This is a genomic window from Mycolicibacterium septicum DSM 44393 (genome assembly GCF_000455325.1).
Classification (GTDB): Bacteria; Actinomycetota; Actinomycetes; order Mycobacteriales; family Mycobacteriaceae; genus Mycobacterium; species Mycobacterium septicum.
On record NZ_HG322954.1, the window covers coordinates 206,040 to 223,858 of the forward strand.

The window sequence follows — 17,819 nt, forward strand, 5'->3', positions numbered from 1 at the left end:
CCTAGACCGGCGTCGCGGAGCGCACTCCGCAGAAGGTCGAACGCGTCGGCGGTGCTGTAGGGCCGGCCAATCGTGGTGCTGAGCAATTCGGTGAACTCCTCGAGGAACCTGGTGAAAAGCCGAGCGTCAGTGCGCCACGCCCAGGCGAACAGCCGCCCGGTGTCGGTCCCCGCGGCGCGCGATGTTCTCTGACCGATGATCTGGGCTTCATGGCGGAGCAGCGCCGTAGCCATCGCGGCCAGTAGTGCGTCCTGGTCGATGATCCGCGCCGCGGGTGGAACGAGGTGGGCGACCACCTCGCGGCCCTGCACGATGTGCGTCATCCGCCCCAGGCGGGCTCCGGCGAGCATCGAGTCGACGAGGTTCCTGGCATCGGTCACGGCGACCACGCGGTCGGCATCGACGAAGACCATGCGCCCTACCGCCTCAGGCCGACGCTGCGACCGTCTGCTGCCGACGCCGGCGGGTGTCGATCGCACTGTCGTAGATGTCGAGAAACGTGCTCCAGTCGGGTATTTGAACACGGCGACCGGCGGTGCCCCGGAGCAGCAGCTGAGCCTCCTCGTAGCTCTGCGGAAGCAGTTCCTGCCAGTCGATGATCGCGCCCAGTTGTGATGACTGCGAACGGCTTCCGCCGTTGGGCTCATAGGACTCGGTGCGACGTGTGGCCAGGCCCTGCCAGTGCGACGCCTGTTCGAGCAAAAGGCGTTCATGCGCGCCGTACATAACGACGGTGCCGGGGAAGATGCGCGCAGCGCGTCGGCGTACTTGGGTCCGTACACGACGTCGAAGTGGCTGGAGGCCTGCACGGTGGCCATGATGTTGACGCCCAGGCCCGCCGACTCGCCCACGTAGTTGAGTAGCGCGGGCAGCGGGCAGGAGTTGCACACCTCATCGAGTTCGAGCAGCAGGCGATGTTCGAGCTGGTGCTGAGCGGTGCGCTTGCGGAAGTGGCGGATGATCGAGTCGATCAACGCCACCGCAGCACCGGCGACGGTGCCGGTGTTGGGTGCGATGACGAACAGGCTGGCGTCGGGTTCGTCGAGCATGGAGACGTCGAAGGATTCGATGCTCAGCTCGTCGACTGCGCTGAGCCGGTCGAGATGCTCGGTGGCGCTGAGCCCGAGACGCACCCACGGGGTGACGGCCTTCGAGACGGTGATGGCCACGCTGTCGCGCATGCGGCTGTTCATCGTGAGCACCCGCTGCATGGGGTCGGAGAGCATCGGGTGCGGGCACAGAGCGGCCGCGGTCATCCAGGACGGTGTGGCGTCCAGCGACATCTGACCACCGGGGCCGTCCTCGTCGTCGACCCCGAGGTTCTCGACGGCTTCGAGGACCCAGGGCATGCCCTGACTGTTGCCCTGGGGGCTGGCCGCGTAGAGCAGGCACGCCAGCGGGCGGCTGGCCGTCGACTCCCACAGCCCGCCAGCGGCCACCGCTTGGCCGCTGGACGCTCCACCGAACCCGACACCGGAGGTCGCGAGCATGGTCTCGGCAACCGTGAGAGCCTCGTCGGCCGACCCGATCGACGCGGTGGGATCACTGACCATGGACCGCACCCCTTGCGGCCAGACGAGCGTCTTCTCCGGGCGCAGGTCGATGACCCCGGTCGGGCCCGTGACGCCACGGCGCATGAGCACCAGTTCGGCGAGGTCCTCCTTGCTGGACACGGCCACCAGGGGTCCGGGATGCAGCACCGCCGCCGGGGCCAGCAGGCGTCGCGTCTTACCGGTGCGCGTGGGCGCGCTGATCGCCAAATGCGGTGCGCCCTGGACTTTCTCGTACTGCTCGTTGTCGTTGACGACCAGCCCGCAGTACGGGCTATAGGGCTCGGGCCGCTTGCTCATGGGCTACATGGTGGCGGGCGGCTGTGCAACTGGAGCTTCTGCGCAGTTGAACACCCGGTGCGCTAGGAGTGCGACGACCACCACGCGTAGAGGCCTTCCAGAGTGGCGGCGGGGCGCGCGGTACGAACGACGCTGAGCAGCAGCTTGTCGTCGTTGGTCCACACCACCACGGGTTGGCCGGCCCGTAGCCCACAGAAGAGGGTCCCCCGCACGACGTTCGGGCTGTCGTTGCGGCGCCACGGGCCCGGTGTTCACTCACCCATTCGACAATTGTCGAATGGGTGAAGATGGATTGCGAAAACTGGGGTGATCCCGTTGCTCACCACACCCGATAGTTGTGGGGTGGGCCGGCCTCGAGTTCCACACCTCGGTCGACGGGGCATGATTGCCCACCTTCGGTGGTCGTCACTGACGGGCAATCAAACAACCAGGCAATGCTCGCCAAAGTACGCAGCGGGATCGTCGTGCGGCGTCACCGCAGTCACATGTCGCGGCGGCAGCGCCCGGGGCCTCCACCGACGCTCGGCGAAATCCGCCACAAGCAAAATTGATCTCGCCGAACGAGCCTTCGCGCTACAGTCGCTCACCAGGGTGGTGGGACCGCCTTCCCCGGCCGGCTGCAACACAACGACCACGCGCGAATCCGCACTGTATGCCGAATCAGAGTGATTTGCTCCCCCCCACCCGCCTGCGGGTGACGATTGCTGATGGTTGCGGTCAGCGTATTGATGGTCAGTGCGGGAGTCTGGTTGGAGTCGCCGACGAACCGAAGAACCATCGGCATAATGTATCCAGGACCACCGCGCAGTGCACCTTGCCATTGTAGGTTCCGCGGATGGTAATGTCGTTGATTACAACCGCTTTGGCACATTTCCTCGCACGGCTCGCGTCATATAGTCAACGAGACGCGGCACATTAGCGCACCAGACGTTCGGCGATGTCGGCGTACACCGCACCGAGTTTGTGCGGGGAGCTATGCTGCCGCGACGGGAACCAGCGGCAGACATCGACGCATAGCGACGAGATCGCAACCACGACATCGTCGCCACACTGTGCATGGAACTCGCCGGCGTCGATCCCGTCGGTGATGATGGCGCCGACATACGCCATGGTTTGGCGCCGCAGCGCGGCGATGGACCGGTAGTGCGACGGGGTCAGCCCGTGGAGTTCGTGGTGCACGACGCGCGCCTTCTTGCGGTTCTCCGCATGCCAGATCGTGAAGGTCGCTACCACCGCCTTGAGCCGTTCGGTGTGATTACCGGACGCGGCCCTGGCCTGCGCATCGGCGCCCTTGATGGCCTGAAGCAAACTGCTGTGGCCGTCGAGGGCGATCGCGTAGAGCAGTTCTTCCTTCGACGCATAGTGGGGGTAGATCGCAGTGGCGCTCATGTTGAGCCGTTTAGTGATCTCCCGCGTCGAGCTGCCGCCGTATCCGGACTCGGCAAAGACCTCGATCGCCGCACACAGGATCCGCTCCGCGGCGGCGGACGAGGCGAGCCGGTCGGTGGTCATGGCGTGTGAAACTGTACCTCGTTCGTTGACAAGCCCGGCACATCATGCGACATTAACGCACGCTAAGAATATTAGCGCTCGCTAATGTTTTCGTTTCGCGAAAGGGTTCCCCGATGGCTGACTTCATCTCCCGGCGTGACGTCGACTTCCTGCTGTATGAGTGGCTCAACGTCGAAGAGCTGACCGAGCGCAGCCGCTACGCCGAGCATTCGCGCGACACGTTCGACGCGGTCTTGGACCTGTCCGCCGACATCGCCACCAAACGCTTTGCCCCGCACCGCAAGAAGGGCGATCAGGTCGAGCCCACCGTCGGCCCAGACGGCAAGGTCGTGCTCATCGACGAGATCAAGGATGCCCTGGACACCTTCGCTGAGTCCGGGCTGCTGGCCGGGTCGTTCGACGAGGCCGTCGGCGGTATGCAGCTGCCCGCGGTGGTCTCCGAGGCGGCCATGACGTTCTTCCGCGCCGCCAATCCCGCCACCACCTCCTACCTGTTCTTGACCATCGGCAACGCGAACCTGCTGGTCGAATACGGCACCCCCGAGCAGATCGACGCGTGGGTGCGCCCCATGCTCGAAGGGAAATTCTTCGGAACCATGTGCCTATCCGAACCCGAGGCGGGGTCGTCGCTGGCCGATATCACCACCAAGGCCGTGCCCGCCCGGGACGGCACCTACCGGATCGCCGGCACCAAGATGTGGATCACCGGCGGTGACCACGAGCTCACCGAGAACATCGTGCACTTGGTGCTGGCCAAGGCTCCCGGCGGTGGCCCCGGCGTCAAGGGCATCTCGCTGTTCGTCGTGCCGAAGTACCTCACCGACGGCACCCGCAACGACGTGGCGCTCGTCGGGCTCAATCACAAGATGGGCAATCACGGCACCACCAACGCCCTGCTCAACTTCGGCGACGGGACGCATCGACCCGCGGGCGATGCCGGCGCGGTCGGCTACCTGGTCGGCGAGGAGCACAAGGGCCTAGCGTATATGTTCCACATGATGAACGAGGCGCGGGTGGCCGTCGGGCTGCAGGCCACCGCCACAGGATACGCCGGGTACCTGGCCTCGGTCGAATACGCCAAGGCCCGCACCCAGGGCCGCCCGGTGAACGCCAAGGACCCGTCGTTGCCGCAGGTGGCCATCATCGAACACGCCGACGTGAAGCGAATGCTGCTGGCGCAGAAGGCCTATGTCGAAGGTGCGTTGGCGCTGGGCCTTTACTGCACCCGCCTGGTCGACGAGCAGCGTTCGGGCACCGAACCCGACAGCGCCCGCGCCCACCTGCTGCTGGAGGTGCTGACGCCGATCGCCAAGAGCTGGCCGTCGCAGTGGTGCCTGGAGGCCAACAGCCTGGCCATCCAGGTGCACGGCGGATACGGCTACACCAAGGAGTTCGACGTCGAGCAGGCCTACCGAGACAACCGTCTCAACGCCATCCACGAAGGCGCACACGGCATCCACGGCCTGGACCTGCTGGGCCGCAAGGTGGTTATGCACGACGGCGCCGGGCTGACACTGCTGGCCGAGCGGATCACCGCGACCATCAACAAGGCCGAAACGCACGTCGGCACAAGGCAGCATGCCGATGCCCTGCGCGGTGCGCTTACCCGGCTGGTCGACATCACCGGCACACTGTGGGCTGCCGGTGATATCTCTGTGACACTGGCGAATTCGACGCTGTACCTGGAAGCGGCCGGCCATGTGGTGATGGCGTGGATCTGGCTGGAGCAGTTGCTGGCCGCCGCGGACGGCGACGGCGACTTCTACGACGGCAAGCGTGCCGCGGGCAGATTCTTCTTCACCTATGAACTGCCCAAGGTCGGCCCCCTGTTCGATCTGCTAGCCAGCCTAGATACCTCGACGGTGGATGCCGTACCAAGCTGGTTCTGATACCGCTACCCAGAAACCAGGGTGAGGTGGACTCAGTAACGGGGACTCGCCACCAGCACCTCGGTCGAGCTGAACAGCTCATAGGGGGCGATCGCCACCTCCCGAACCCATCGGCGGCCCGCACCCGCGAACGGGACACCGGCACCCAACGACCGCCCAATGTCACCGAGGCGCGTTCCTGGCCGTGCCGCACCGCCCGGCGGGCCGCATCGTGGCGCCCGTCGGGCCGGCCAGCCGAGCACGTCGGCTTCCATCAGCTCCCACATGACCTGCAGTGTCCGGCATCCACCGCCATCGCAGCCGACCTTCCTGCACTTTCTCGGCGATCTCTGCCATCGCCACACTGATGGTCGGGTACGCGGCGACGGTCGCATCCACAGACGCCAACGATCAGGCGATGTTGACGGCGCGTCGCTGTCGCTGACGCGGTGATCGCCGTGCGTGGCTGTGTCAGCGGCTTAGCTGCGATGGATGCTGCGCAATTGCCAGATCATCGTAGTCATCCTGCAAAGGGGGACGAAAATGGTCGCGCGTCAACGCTGCAGTTAGCAGTCACCGCACCGTGGTGATGCTGAGCTTGCCGTCCGCATGGTAGGCGCGCAGCAGCTTCTTGTCGAACTTCCCTACACTGGTGCGGGGAACCTGCTCGATGAACGTCCACTGTTCGGGAAGCCACCATCGTGGAACCTGTTGGGCCAGCCAGGATTTGATCTCTTGGGGCGCAATGTGGAGTCCATCCTGCAGCACGACCGCAGCGAGGGGGCGTTCCTGCCATTTTGGGTCGGGCACGCCGATTACCGCCGCCTCGAACACGGCTGGGTGCCCGGTCAGGATGTTCTCTAGTTGCACCGATGAAATCCATTCGCCGCCGGATTTGATGACATCCTTGGCACGGTCGGTCAAAGTCAGAAAGCCGTCGGCGTCGATGCGCCCGACATCCCCAGTGCGCAACCAGCCGTCGTGGAATTTGTCGTCGTCGGCACCCTGGTAGTACGCGCCTGTTACCCAGGGCCCGCGGACTTCCAGTTCCCCCACCGCTTGACCGTCGTGCGGCAGCACTGAACCGTCATCGGCGACGAGACGCATCTGGACTCCGCACACGGGGCGGCCTTGGGTCGTTCGCATCTCCTGTGCCCGCTCGGGCGGTGCCGTTGCCGACGGGCGTGCGATGGCGGCCAGCGGCGAGGTTTCGGTCATTCCCCAGGCCTGCAACACCGTGACGCCCAGGCGCTCCTCGAATGCCTCTATCAAGGCGCGCGGCACCGAGGATCCGCCACAGACCACCAGCCGCAGCGATGAGAAGTCGCAGGTGCCGACGCGTCCCGTGTGGGAGAGGACGTCATTCCAGATTGTCGGTACGGCGCCCGCTATGGTCGGGCGCTGTTCGTGCACCATCCGGCTGATCGCCTCGGCCTGCAGGAATCGGTCGGGCATCAGCAGGTCGGCCCCTGCCATCAGCGCTGCGTAGGGCAGCCCCCATGCGTTGGCGTGAAACATCGGCACGATCGGCAAGACGCGATCGCCCTCGCCGATGCCCAGCCCGTTCGTGGTGCATGCGGCCATCGAATGCAGGTATAAGGATCGGTGGCTGTACACCACCCCTTTGGGGTCGCCGGTAGTGCCGCTGGTGTAACACATTGCCGCTGCGGAGGTTTCTTCGACTGCAGGCCAAGGGAACTCGTCACCCTCAGCGGCGAGCAGCTCGTCGTAATGGGCTACTTCGGGGCCGTTGCCCCGCAGCAGCTCGACAGCATCGCCGCCGCCAGTGACCACCACCGCCCGCACCGAGGGCGCATCCGCCAACAGCGGGGCCAGCAGTGGCGTCAGGGACGCGTCGACGATGATGACCGTGTCTTCGGCGTGGTTGACCACGTAGCGGATTTGATCGGCCGAGAGTCGGATATTGATCGTGTGCAGGACAGCACCCATGGCGGGTACCGCGCAATAGGCCTCCAGGTGTTCCTGGTTGTTCCACTGGAACGTGGCGACGCGGTCGTCGCCGGTCACACCGAGACGTCGCAGCGCCAAGGCCAGTTGGGCCGACCGCTGGCCGATCTGCCGGTAGCTTGCAGCGCGAAGGCCCTGTTCGGTGGCGCTGATCACCTGCTTGGCGCCGTGTACGCCGCTAGCATGCGCCAGGATCGAGGCGACCGACAGCGGAGCGGCCTGCATGGTCGAGTGCATCAGCGATTCCGCCCGCCACAAGCGATGTCGACCTTCACAGTTCGAGGTCGCTGCGGCCGTCGGCGGCCAGCATCGCGGTGTAGGTGGGAAAGAGCAGTTTGGCGGTGGGGACGAGCTTGATGACTTTCTGCACCGGGCCCTTGGCGCGGACCTGACCCTTGGCCATGGCCAGCGACAGGTTCACTTTGCCCTGCCAGAATCGGTTACCGGTGTCTGCCGACATGAACAACTCGACATCGGGTGTGATGTCGGTGGCGCCGGCGAGCACTGTTGCGTTGGGAAGGTCCACCGTCACAATCGCCTCGGGATCGGTGTAGTTGATTTGCAGCACAACACCCGAGGCGGACAGCTTGGGCCCGATGTCGGGATCTGCTAGGCCCTTCTCGAACACCCCGCCGATGTATTTGTGCACCTCTGCCTCGTCAGTGAAAACGCCCATGGCGGTGATCCTTTCGTGTCGTTGATCGCCAAAGCCGGAAGATTCGGGCTAGTCCAAGCCGATCCACACGGACTTGGTCTGGGTAAAGCCGAGCAGGGACTCCTCGCCAAGATCGCGCCCGTATCCGGACGCCTTATAGCCACCGAACGGTGCCGCGGGGTCCAAAACGTTGTACAAGTTGACCCACACAGTGCCAGCCTGAAGCTCCCTGGCCACTCGGTGCGCGCGTTTGAGGTCGTCGGTCCACACCCCCGCTGCCAGTCCGTACGCGCTGGCATTGGCCCGGCGCACCGCCTCGGCTTCGTCGTCAAAGGTCAACACCGACAGCACCGGCCCGAAGATCTCCTCGGTGGCGATCGTCATGGCGTCGTCGACGTCGGTGAAGATGGCCGGCGTCAAGAAGTGGCCGTGACTCAGTGCGCCGCCGGGCCGCTGGCCGCCGCAGAGCAGGGTGGCGCCTTCCTGGGTGCCGGCGCGCAGGAAGCCTTCAACGCGGTCGCGCTGGGTGGCTGAGACCAGGGGCCCCATCTCGGTGCTGTCATCAAGGCCGTGACCGAGCTCGATCGCCCGGGCCGCGGTCTCCAGCTCGGCGAGCAGTTCGGCACGCACGTCGCGGTGAACGAACAGGCGCGACCCTGCACAACACACCTGCCCTTGGTTGAGGAAGATGGCGGCCAGTGCCCCCTGGGCCGCGGCTTTGAGGTCGGCATCCGGGAAGACAATGTTGGCTGATTTGCCGCCCAGTTCCAGGGTGAGTTTCTTGATGCTGGGTACGCTGGCGATGATTATCCGACGACCGGTTTCCGTCGAGCCGGTGAACGACACTTTGGCCACTCGGGGGTCTTCGATGAGGGCCTGCCCGGCGGAAGAACCGAGCCCGGTGACCATGTTGAGCACACCCGGAGGTAGTCCTGCCTCGAGAGCGATCTCGATCAGCCGCAATGCGGTCAGCGAGGTGTGCTCTGACGGCTTGAGCACTACCGTGTTGCCGGCGGCCAGGGCGGGCGCCACCTTCCACGACGCGATTAGCAGCGGAAAGTTCCACGGCACGATCGCGCCGATGACGCCCAGCGGTTCCCGTTGCGTATACACCAGTGCCTCGCCCACCGGTGGTGAGACGGGCAGGGTCTGGCCGCCAAGTTTGGTTGTCCAGCCACCGAAGTAGCGCCAGATTTGACTAACCAAGCCGATATCGATGTACAACGATTCCGTCAGCGGTTTGCCGTTGTCGAGCGTCTCGAGAGTGGCGAGTTCCTCGGCATGCGCCTCGATCGCGTCAGCGACGTCGAGCAATATCCGGCCGCGGGCGGCCGGGCTCAGGCGACGCCAGTGTTCAAATGCCTCGCTCGCCGCGTCGACCGCCCGCGCCACGTCGATCGGACCACCCGCTGCGATGGTGGCCAATACGGCGCCGGTCGCCGGATCGGTGGTCACAGCCTCGGCTCCGTCGGCGGCCCCAAGCTTGTCCGCCCCGATGACGATGCTCGCCGACGCACCACGCAAAAACGTTTGCAGCGTCTCAGGTATGTCGATTGATAGCGTGGTCATCACAATTCCTTAGTTTGCCTGCATGTTTGTTGTACAGCGCGGCGAGCCCGCCGCGCTGTAGGTGGGCGCTCTGTGCAGTGTCCGGTGATGACTCACCGACCTCGGGTCTAACACGGTCACGGCCGGGACCGTCCGACTACGTTCCCCGGAAAGGACGTCGATACGGCAGATCTTGGTCACCGACTCTTCGCCAGCGGTGTCAATGTTGTTGGGCATGAGTCTCCTGGAGCCGCCACGCTTCCCGGGCTTAGCGCGCGAGCCATGCCCGAATCCTGGTCTCGCGAACGGCTAGGTGACCGTCCAAAGACCCACTCAATAGCGGATGACGCCCCGGATATTTCTGCCCGACCGCATGTCCTCATAACCGTGATTGATGTCCTCCAGGTCGTACTCGGTGGTAATGAGTTCATCGAGCTTCAATTGGCCGAGAGCGTAGAGCTCCAACAACCGCGGAATATCGTGCTGGCCGTTGGATGAGCCGAATAGCGATCCACGGATCTGCTTTTCATACAAAGTCAGCTCAAGAAGGTTTGTCGTGATAGTGGTTTCCTCCGGGTGTCCGATCGCGGTGACCACGACACGACCCCGCTTACCGATGAGACTCAGTTCTGGGCCCACCTCGGCGCCCTCGGCGACACCGGTGGTGACGATGCAGACATCGGCAAGCCTGCCGCGGGTCAAGTCACTGATGGCGTTCCACGCCTCATCGATCGATGAGGCGGTATGCGTGGCACCGAACTCATGAGACTTGGTGCGCTTGAACTCAACAGGGTCCACCACCATAATGATGCGGGCACCGGCGATGCGCGCTCCTTGGACCGCGTTCATGCCGATGCCGCCGGCCCCGATGACCACGACGGCGTCTCCCGCCCGCACCTCGCCGGTACGCACTGCACTGCCGAAACCGGTGGTTACCCCGCACCCCACCAATGCAGCGGTGTGCAGGGGAATATCGTCATCGATCTTGACCACCGACGCAGCAGGAACGACGGTGTACTCCGAAAACGTTCCGAGCAAACACATTTGACCGACGTCTTCCCCCCGCGCGTGAAAGCGGTAGGTTCCGTCGAGTTGCGGTCCCAGCATCACCGCGGCGCCGGAGTCGCAGAGGTTCCCGATTCCGCGGGCACAGTAGGAGCATCGCCCGCAAGCGGGCAAGAACATCATCACGACATGATCGCCCTCGGCGATATCGGCGACATTGGGTCCCACCGCTTCGACAACGCCAGCGCCCTCATGTCCGCCCACCAGAGGGTATGGAAAGGGAAGGTCGCCAGTAACGAGGTGCTCGTCGGAATGGCATAGACCGCTGGCGGCCAACTTGACGAGCACCTCGCCCTCACCGGGCGGATCCAAGTCGATCTGCTCCACCTGCCACTTCTCGTTCTGGCCCCACAGAACCGCAGCCTTCGTCTTCACTATTGATTCTTCCTCACATGTTGGATGTCGTGTGCCCATCGTCACAACGATGTGGCGCACACACCAGGGCCGCCCGTGCCATCAGTGGCCCACGAGTGCCACGCAGATCGAGCACGCCTCGCGCAGCCTTGCACGGCTCTCAGAGTCAGCTGCATGCGACCAGATTCGCGGCGCTCACTAACGCAGCTAAAGTTAGGGCGAACGGGCCAGGCGCCGAGTCTGGTAATCGCTGATGTCTAGCAACCCGAACTTGCCCGCCAAGGCAGCAGCGCTGATCCGGTTGCTTACGCCAAGCTTGTTCAGCAGCGTGGCCACCATGCGCTTGGCGGTTCGTTCCGAGACCAGCAATCGGTCGGCCATCTCCGCGTTCTCCAGCCCTGCCGCCAGCAACGTCCACAACTTCAGGTCCTGATCGGACAAATGCTCTAGCACTTCACTTGGGGGTCGGCGGGTCTGGGTCAGGAGGTCATCGAGGACGGCGCCATCGACAACCCGCATGCCTTCGGCGATCGTCCACAGAGGGCCTGCCAGCGCTTCGGGCCGTGCGGTCTTGGGCAGGAAGCCGTCGGCTCCGGCACGCAACGCTTCTTCGGCCAGGTCGAGATCATCGGTGCCCGACAGCGCGAGGATCCGGGTCGTGGGGCTACGGCCCTTGATGTGGCGGATCGCAGCCAGTCCTCCCAGCGGGGGCATGGTCAGATCAACGATCGCGACGTCAGCGGCGCAGTCCGCGACGAGGTCGGCCGCCTCCTCGACATAGCTGGTTTGGCCCCCCACGGTGAAGATGTCCCCCCATTCGCGGGTGAGCAGCAAGGCTAGTCCCTGCGCAAACAGTTCGTGGTCATCGACGATAGCCACGACGATCCCCTTCCGGCCGCCGCTAGGCTTCATTGTGACGATGTTAGCCGCACCCCAGGATAAGGTCGATGAGACTGCATAACCGGGTCACCGCACTTGTCGACGGTGGCGAATACGGACTGGCCCGCGTTGTGGTGGCAGTCCGAATGGCGGTAGTGGCGTCAGTCGGGGTGCTGGTGCTTGTGGGACCCGCCTGGGTTCGCCAGCACGTGCCCGCGGCTGTGGGCATTCTGATTGCGGCGACGGTGTACGCAGTGGTGCTGCTGGCCAACCCGAAATTCGAGGCACGCCGCACCCGGTACTCCTGGGCGGTCGCCCTGGCTGACAGTGCCATCACCCTTGCCTGGATCGCCTTCACCGGTGGACCGCATAGCCCGGTGGTGGCGGTACTTCCCTTAGTCGTCATCGCGTCGGCGGCCCGGCTGTCATTCATCGAGACTCTGCTGTTATCGACGCTTTTGGGTCTGGCGTACACCGCGGTGATCGTGCCCTTTTCATCGACGCCAGCAACGGCGCTCACCCCTTGGCTCCAGGCCAGCTGGTGGGCGCTGTATCTGTTGTTCGCGGCGGTTCTCACCGCGGGCCTGTCGACCTTGGCGGAGCGCGAACACCGTTCCAGACTGCGCGCTCTGGTCGAAGCCGAGACCCAGCACGCCGCGGCCGAGGAGGAACGCGATCTGCGTTCACGGCTGCTCACGTCTTACCAGTCCCAACAGGACGGGCTGCAGGTGCTGGTGCACGAGTTCCGAACCCCCATCGCCTCGCTGGAGGCACTGCTCGATGCACTGGCCGGCATCTCGCCGATGACGGACGCCGACCGCAGCACCAGCCTGCAGCTGGCCAGCCGGCACACCCGCCATGTCGTCGACATGCTCGACGCACTCTCCGACGTCGCGCTGAGCCGACGCCCCACCTTTTCTGGGGGCAGGGTACGCCAAGTCGACGTCGCGGATATCGTCACCGCAGCAGCCGATGCGGTAGGCCTCACTGCGCCACGCCTACAGCTTGCGATGACCGCCGACCTGAGTGCTGTCGCGATCAACGCGCAGGGATTGCGTCGGGTGCTGACCAACCTGCTCGAAAACGCAGCCCGCCACGGCCGCGGCGCGCCGGTCGACGTCACGTGCAGTCGACACGGCAACGACCTCGTCATCGCCGTCGCCGACCGTGGCCCCGGATTCCCCGACGAGCAAGTGGGAGAGCTGACAGCAAAGTACGTCAGTGCCGGCGGTCAGCGCGGCACCGCCGGTCTGGGGCTGTGGATCGTGCAGCAGATCACCGACGCAATGGGTGGTCGGGTGAATTTCGCCGCTCGCGCTGGTGGTGGGCTCGTCGCGACCTTCCGTGTTCCGCTCATCACCGCGCCGCAACCAGACCCGCCCCCCGCTCCGCGCTGGTAGTCCGGACAACTTTCCGCGGGCCTCGTCGGCCAGTTGTCGGCGCCGCCAACGGCACGCAGCCCACTGGCCCACGCGGGCGTGATCGATCATGGGAACGAAGGGGGCGGCAGTCACCATCGCAATCACGATTCGCAATGTCCGGCGCAGCATGACGAATCGGCTCCAGCCCGTCTGCGTGGGCACCGGATTGCCCGGCAGGAACTTCGCCGATCGGCGGTAGCTCGAATGTCCGGTGCGGCTTACGTCCGCATCCGGCCTCTTCCAGACGTGGCCCGCAGGGGTCATGACGTGGCCCGCGGGCCACTTGTCGTCGGCCTCCTCACTTATCACCCTTAATGGTGTTGAGGGTCACATTAAGCCGCGCGGGGTGCACGTCGAGGTGGAACAGCTCGGCGCGCACAACGGTTGGGGCGAGACATGTTTCCGCTCATGCGCCCATTTTTCTGTAGAGCACCAGGTTGAGAAGGGACCAACATGACCCAAATGACGGTGGCCGCCAGCGACGCGACGAACGCGGCGTACGGGATGGCCTTGGAGGACATCGATGTGAGCAATCCCGTGCTGTTCCGGGACAACACCTGGCATCCCTATTTCAAACGCCTGCGCGAAGAGGATCCGGTTCACTACTGCAAGAGCAGCATGTTCGGCCCCTACTGGTCGGTGACCAAGTACCGCGACATCATGGCAGTCGAGACCAACCCGAAGGTGTTCTCGTCGGAGGCTAAAAGTGGCGGCATCACCATCATGGACGACAACGCCGCAGCATCGCTTCCCATGTTCATCGCCATGGATCCACCGAAACACGATGTCCAGCGAAAGACCGTGAGCCCGATCGTGGCGCCCGAAAACCTTGCCACCATGGAATCGGTGATTCGCCAGCGCACCGCGGACCTCCTCGACGGATTGCCGATCAATGAAGAGTTCGACTGGGTGCATCGGGTGTCGATCGACTTGACCACCAAGATGCTGGCGACGCTGTTCGATTTTCCCTGGGACGACCGCGCCAAGTTGACGCGCTGGTCGGACGTCACCACGGCGTTGCCCGGTGGCGGGATCATCGATTCTGAAGAACAGCGCATGGCCGAGCTGATGGAGTGCGCGACGTATTTCACCGAGCTGTGGAACCAGCGCGTGAATGCCGAACCCAAGAACGATCTCATCTCGATGATGGCCCATTCGGAGTCAACACGACACATGGCGCCCGAGGAATATCTCGGAAACATCGTGCTGCTGATCGTCGGCGGCAACGACACCACCCGCAACTCGATGACGGGCGGTGTGTTGGCCCTGAACGAATTTCCCGACGAATACCGCAAACTGTCCGCCAACCCGGCGTTGATCAGCTCTATGGTGTCGGAGATCATCCGGTGGCAAACACCTCTTTCGCACATGCGTCGTACCGCATTGGAAGACATCGAGTTCGGCGGCAAGCACATCCGCCAGGGCGACAAAGTCGTGATGTGGTACGTGTCCGGCAACCGGGACCCCGAGGCCATCGACAATCCCGACACGTTCATCATCGATCGCGCCAAGCCCCGCCAGCACTTGTCCTTCGGGTTCGGCATCCACCGCTGCGTCGGCAACAGACTCGCCGAACTACAGCTCAACATCCTGTGGGAAGAAATCCTCAAACGGTGGCCGGACCCACTGCAGATCCAGGTTCTTCAAGAACCGACCCGCGTGCTCTCACCGTTCGTCAAGGGCTACGAATCGCTGCCCGTGCGCATCAACGCCTGATGATCCACACCGGCGTGACCGAAGCCGTTGTGGTGGTCGGTGCCGGCCAGGCTGGCGCACAGACAGTCACCAGCCTTCGACAAAGAGGGTTCGAGGGGCAGATCACCCTGCTCGGCGACGAGCCGGCGCTGCCCTATCAGCGCCCCCCACTGTCGAAAGCCTTCCTGGCCGGCACCCTCCCGCTGGACCGCCTGTACCTACGCCCTGCGGCGTTCTACCAGCAAGCCCAGGTCGATGTCATGGTCGACACTCGGGTGAGCGAGCTCGACACCGAAAACAGACGCGTCCGGCTCACCGACGGCCGCGCTATCAGCTTCGATCACTTGGTGCTGGCCACCGGCGGCCGCCCCCGCCCGCTGGCCTGCCCTGGTGCCGATCACCCCCGCGTCCACTACCTGCGAACAGTGACCGACGTAGACAGGATCCGCTCCCAGTTCCATCCCGGGACACGGCTGGTCCTGGTGGGCGGTGGTTACATCGGCCTTGAAATCGCCGCGGTAGCCGCAGAACTCGGGTTGACCGTGACCGTCCTCGAAGCACAAACCACCGTCTTGGCACGGGTCACCTGTCCGACGGTGGCCCGCTTCTTCGAACACACTCACCGGCGAGCAGGAGTGACGATTCGGTGCGCAACGACAGTCACACGCATCCACGACAGCTCGTCCACCGCACGCATTGAACTCGATAGCGGCGAGTACATCGACGCAGACCTCGTCATAGTCGGGATAGGATTGCTCCCCAACGTCGACTTAGCCTTAGCAGCTGGGCTGACATGCGAAAGCGGCATCGTCGTGGACAGCCGTTGCCAGACGAGCGCACCTAGCATCTACGCAGCTGGTGACTGCACCCAGTACCCGAGCCCCATATACGGCCGACCACTTCACCTCGAGTCGGTGCACAACGCCATCGAACAGGCCAAAACGGCCGCCGCAGCGATCCTCGGCAGAGACGAGCCGTTCCGTCAAGTCCCCTGGTTCTGGTCAGACCAGTACAACATCAAACTACAGACGGCCGGCGTCAACGAAGGTTACGACGACGTGATCATCCGGGGTGATCCGGCCTCAGCATCGTTTGCAGCCTTCTACATGCGCGCCGGGAAACTGCTGGCCGTCGATGCAATCAACCGGCCGCGCGAATTCATGGCGTCGAAAACCCTTATCGCCGAACGCGCAGAGGTAGACCCGACGCAACTCGCCGACGAGAGCCTCCCCCTCACAGCCCATGCGGCGGCGGTCAACGGCCCTACCCGCGCAACGTCCCCAACCTCCCTCTAACCCACTGATAAAGGAATCGAAATGCCGAAGATCACCTACATCGACTACACCGGTACGAGCCGCTGCGTTGACGCCGAAGACGGCATGTCACTGATGGAAATCGCCATCAATAACAACGTGCCAGGCATCGACGGGGACTGCGGCGGGGAGTGCGCATGCGCGACATGCCATGTGCACGTCGATGCAGACTGGTTGGACAAACTGCCGCCCAGCAGCGACCAAGAGGTGTCAATGCTGGAATTCTGTGATGGCGTAGACCACACATCCCGACTCGGCTGCCAAATCAAGATTTGCCCGACTTTGGATGGCATCGTCGTACGGACACCAGCTGCACAACATTAGCTACCCCGACCCGAGACCGCAGCTACACACGTTATCGAGACAGTCCCTCCCTAATCGGCCAGTCCCAGCGATTGCGAGGCAGGCCCCGGAATCCCCGACGAGAATCGGGGAAGGCTGACAGCAAAGTACGTCATGGCCTATCAGCTAAGCTAGCCAGGTCGAGGTCGGGTTTGCCGACTGCTCGTCCGCATCGTCGGCAGGTCCCGGATCCGTCGGGTCATCCTCAGATCTGCGGCATCGACCGGCCCCGCCGCGACCCTTGGGCGTCGTTGACCGCGACCTTCGTCGGCTTCGGTGAAATCGGTTGCGCGACAGGGGTGGTGTCGACATTGTTGACGACGGTTGAGAACCGGGCCAGTCGCGACGGGGTGGGTTCTAGCTAGCTAGCCTACTTTTCAACCGGCGTCAACATACGGGGGCGGGGCCGGATCCTGCACCGGCTGGCCGATCAGCCAAGCCCGCGGCAACTACGTCGCGCGTGCTGCGGCGAACTTCCGGTTTTTCGCCGACCATGCGCGGCTGGCCACCGCGGAGGTTCTGCCCATGGACAGCGGCCACCACGCCTACACCCGGTTTGAGCCGGCCGGAGTGGTAGCGGCCATCGCGCCGTGGAACTTCCCCCTGATGCTGGAGACCTGGAAGATCGCCCCGGCGCTGGCGTGGGGCAACACCGTGGTGCTCAAACCCGCCGAGGACACCATCCTGGGCAGGCTTGCCATCTAAGCCGGCATGCCCCCGGGCGTGCTCAACGTGGTGCACGGCTACGGGCCCGACTCTGCCGGGCAGGCGCTCACCGAGAACCCCGAGGTCGACCGGATCACCTTCACCGGTGAATCGGGCACCGGCCGGATCATCGCCCGGGCAGCGGCGGGCAACCTGACACCGGTGAGCCTGGAGCTCGGCGGCAAAGGCGCCAACGTGGTGTTCGCCGACGCCGACCTTCACACCGCGGTGGAGTGGTCGATCAAGGCGATCTTCACCAACACCGGCCAGGTGTGTCTGGCGGGGTCCCGGTTGTATGTGCAGCGCGACATCTACGACGAGTTCCTGCGCCGGTTCACCCAAGCGGCGCAGGCGATGGTGGTCGGCGACCCCAAACAGGAAACCACCCAGATCGGCCCGCTGGCCTCCCAGGAGCACTACCGCAAGGTGCGCGGCTACGTCGAAACCATCGAGTCAAAAGGCGGTTCCATCGTCACCGGTGGGCTCGGCGAGGGCTGGGGTGTGTTGCCCACCGTCGTGACCGGACTGGGCCAGCAGGCCCGCTGCAGCCGCGAGGAGATCTTCGGCCCGGTGGCGGTGGTGATCCCGTTTGACACCGAGGCCGAGGCGATCCGGTTGGCCAACGACACCCGCTACGGCCTAAA

The 17,819-nt window shown here is 64.4% G+C and carries 13 protein-coding genes and 2 pseudogenes; 6 read left to right on the forward strand and 9 right to left on the reverse strand.

What is annotated here, in order from left to right; genetic code table 11:
• The 3 genes from TX88_RS32425 to TX88_RS32430 all read right to left on the reverse strand — a co-directional run.
• The coding region (locus TX88_RS32425; protein ID WP_244438732.1) for a type IV secretory system conjugative DNA transfer family protein at positions 1-1,850 on the reverse strand (1,850 nt) is incomplete at its 3' end.
• Between the two features lie 62 nt (positions 1,851-1,912).
• Complete coding sequence (locus tag TX88_RS34450; protein WP_162563255.1) at positions 1,913-2,062, reverse strand: hypothetical protein; 150 nt, start codon at positions 2,060-2,062, stop codon at positions 1,913-1,915.
• A gap of 703 nt (positions 2,063-2,765) precedes the next feature.
• Entirely contained in the window at positions 2,766-3,362 is a 597-nt protein-coding gene (locus TX88_RS32430) for a TetR/AcrR family transcriptional regulator (RefSeq protein ID WP_044524776.1), read from the reverse strand.
• Positions 3,363-3,475: 113 nt separating this feature from the next.
• Between TX88_RS32430 and TX88_RS32435 the strand changes: the two genes are divergently transcribed.
• Entirely contained in the window at positions 3,476-5,251 is a 1,776-nt protein-coding gene (locus tag TX88_RS32435) for an acyl-CoA dehydrogenase (RefSeq protein ID WP_044524777.1), read from the forward strand.
• Positions 5,252-5,304: 53 nt separating this feature from the next.
• Here the strand turns inward: TX88_RS32435 and TX88_RS35500 are convergent.
• The 6 genes and pseudogenes from TX88_RS35500 to TX88_RS32465 all read right to left on the reverse strand — a co-directional run.
• Positions 5,305-5,638 (reverse strand): annotated as a pseudogene (locus TX88_RS35500) (IS256 family transposase); the annotation flags it as partial.
• A gap of 165 nt (positions 5,639-5,803) precedes the next feature.
• Positions 5,804-7,435 (reverse strand): fatty acid--CoA ligase, encoded by a 1,632-nt coding sequence (locus TX88_RS32445; RefSeq protein ID WP_044524782.1) that lies wholly within the window; start codon positions 7,433-7,435, stop codon positions 5,804-5,806.
• A 34-nt stretch (positions 7,436-7,469) separates the two neighbouring features.
• Positions 7,470-7,874 (reverse strand): SCP2 sterol-binding domain-containing protein, encoded by a 405-nt coding sequence (locus tag TX88_RS32450; RefSeq protein ID WP_006438776.1) that lies wholly within the window; start codon positions 7,872-7,874, stop codon positions 7,470-7,472.
• A gap of 48 nt (positions 7,875-7,922) precedes the next feature.
• The gene (locus TX88_RS32455; protein WP_044524786.1) at positions 7,923-9,422 is read right to left on the reverse strand and encodes an aldehyde dehydrogenase family protein; all 1,500 of its coding nucleotides are present in this window, start codon (positions 9,420-9,422) and stop codon (positions 7,923-7,925) included.
• A 312-nt stretch (positions 9,423-9,734) separates the two neighbouring features.
• Positions 9,735-10,841, reverse strand: a complete 1,107-nt coding sequence (locus TX88_RS32460; protein WP_044524788.1) for an NDMA-dependent alcohol dehydrogenase — start codon at positions 10,839-10,841, stop codon at positions 9,735-9,737.
• A gap of 192 nt (positions 10,842-11,033) precedes the next feature.
• The gene (locus TX88_RS32465) at positions 11,034-11,732 is read right to left on the reverse strand and encodes a response regulator (RefSeq protein WP_044524789.1); all 699 of its coding nucleotides are present in this window, start codon (positions 11,730-11,732) and stop codon (positions 11,034-11,036) included.
• Positions 11,733-11,953: 221 nt separating this feature from the next.
• Between TX88_RS32465 and TX88_RS32470 the strand changes: the two genes are divergently transcribed.
• The 5 genes and pseudogenes from TX88_RS32470 to TX88_RS32490 form a co-directional block, all read left to right on the forward strand.
• Positions 11,954-13,099, forward strand: coding sequence for a sensor histidine kinase (locus TX88_RS32470; RefSeq protein WP_244438733.1), 1,146 nt, complete (start codon positions 11,954-11,956; stop codon positions 13,097-13,099).
• Positions 13,100-13,573: 474 nt separating this feature from the next.
• Entirely contained in the window at positions 13,574-14,836 is a 1,263-nt protein-coding gene (locus tag TX88_RS32475) for a cytochrome P450 (protein WP_044524791.1), read from the forward strand.
• Positions 14,836-16,110 (forward strand): NAD(P)/FAD-dependent oxidoreductase, encoded by a 1,275-nt coding sequence (locus tag TX88_RS32480; protein WP_044524793.1) that lies wholly within the window; start codon positions 14,836-14,838, stop codon positions 16,108-16,110. Before TX88_RS32475 ends, TX88_RS32480 begins: the two co-directional genes overlap by 1 nt.
• A gap of 21 nt (positions 16,111-16,131) precedes the next feature.
• Positions 16,132-16,452: a 2Fe-2S iron-sulfur cluster-binding protein gene (locus TX88_RS32485; protein WP_044524800.1), complete on the forward strand. Its 321-nt coding sequence runs from the start codon at positions 16,132-16,134 to the stop codon at positions 16,450-16,452.
• A 447-nt stretch (positions 16,453-16,899) separates the two neighbouring features.
• Positions 16,900-17,819: pseudogene (locus TX88_RS32490) on the forward strand (aldehyde dehydrogenase family protein); the annotation flags it as partial.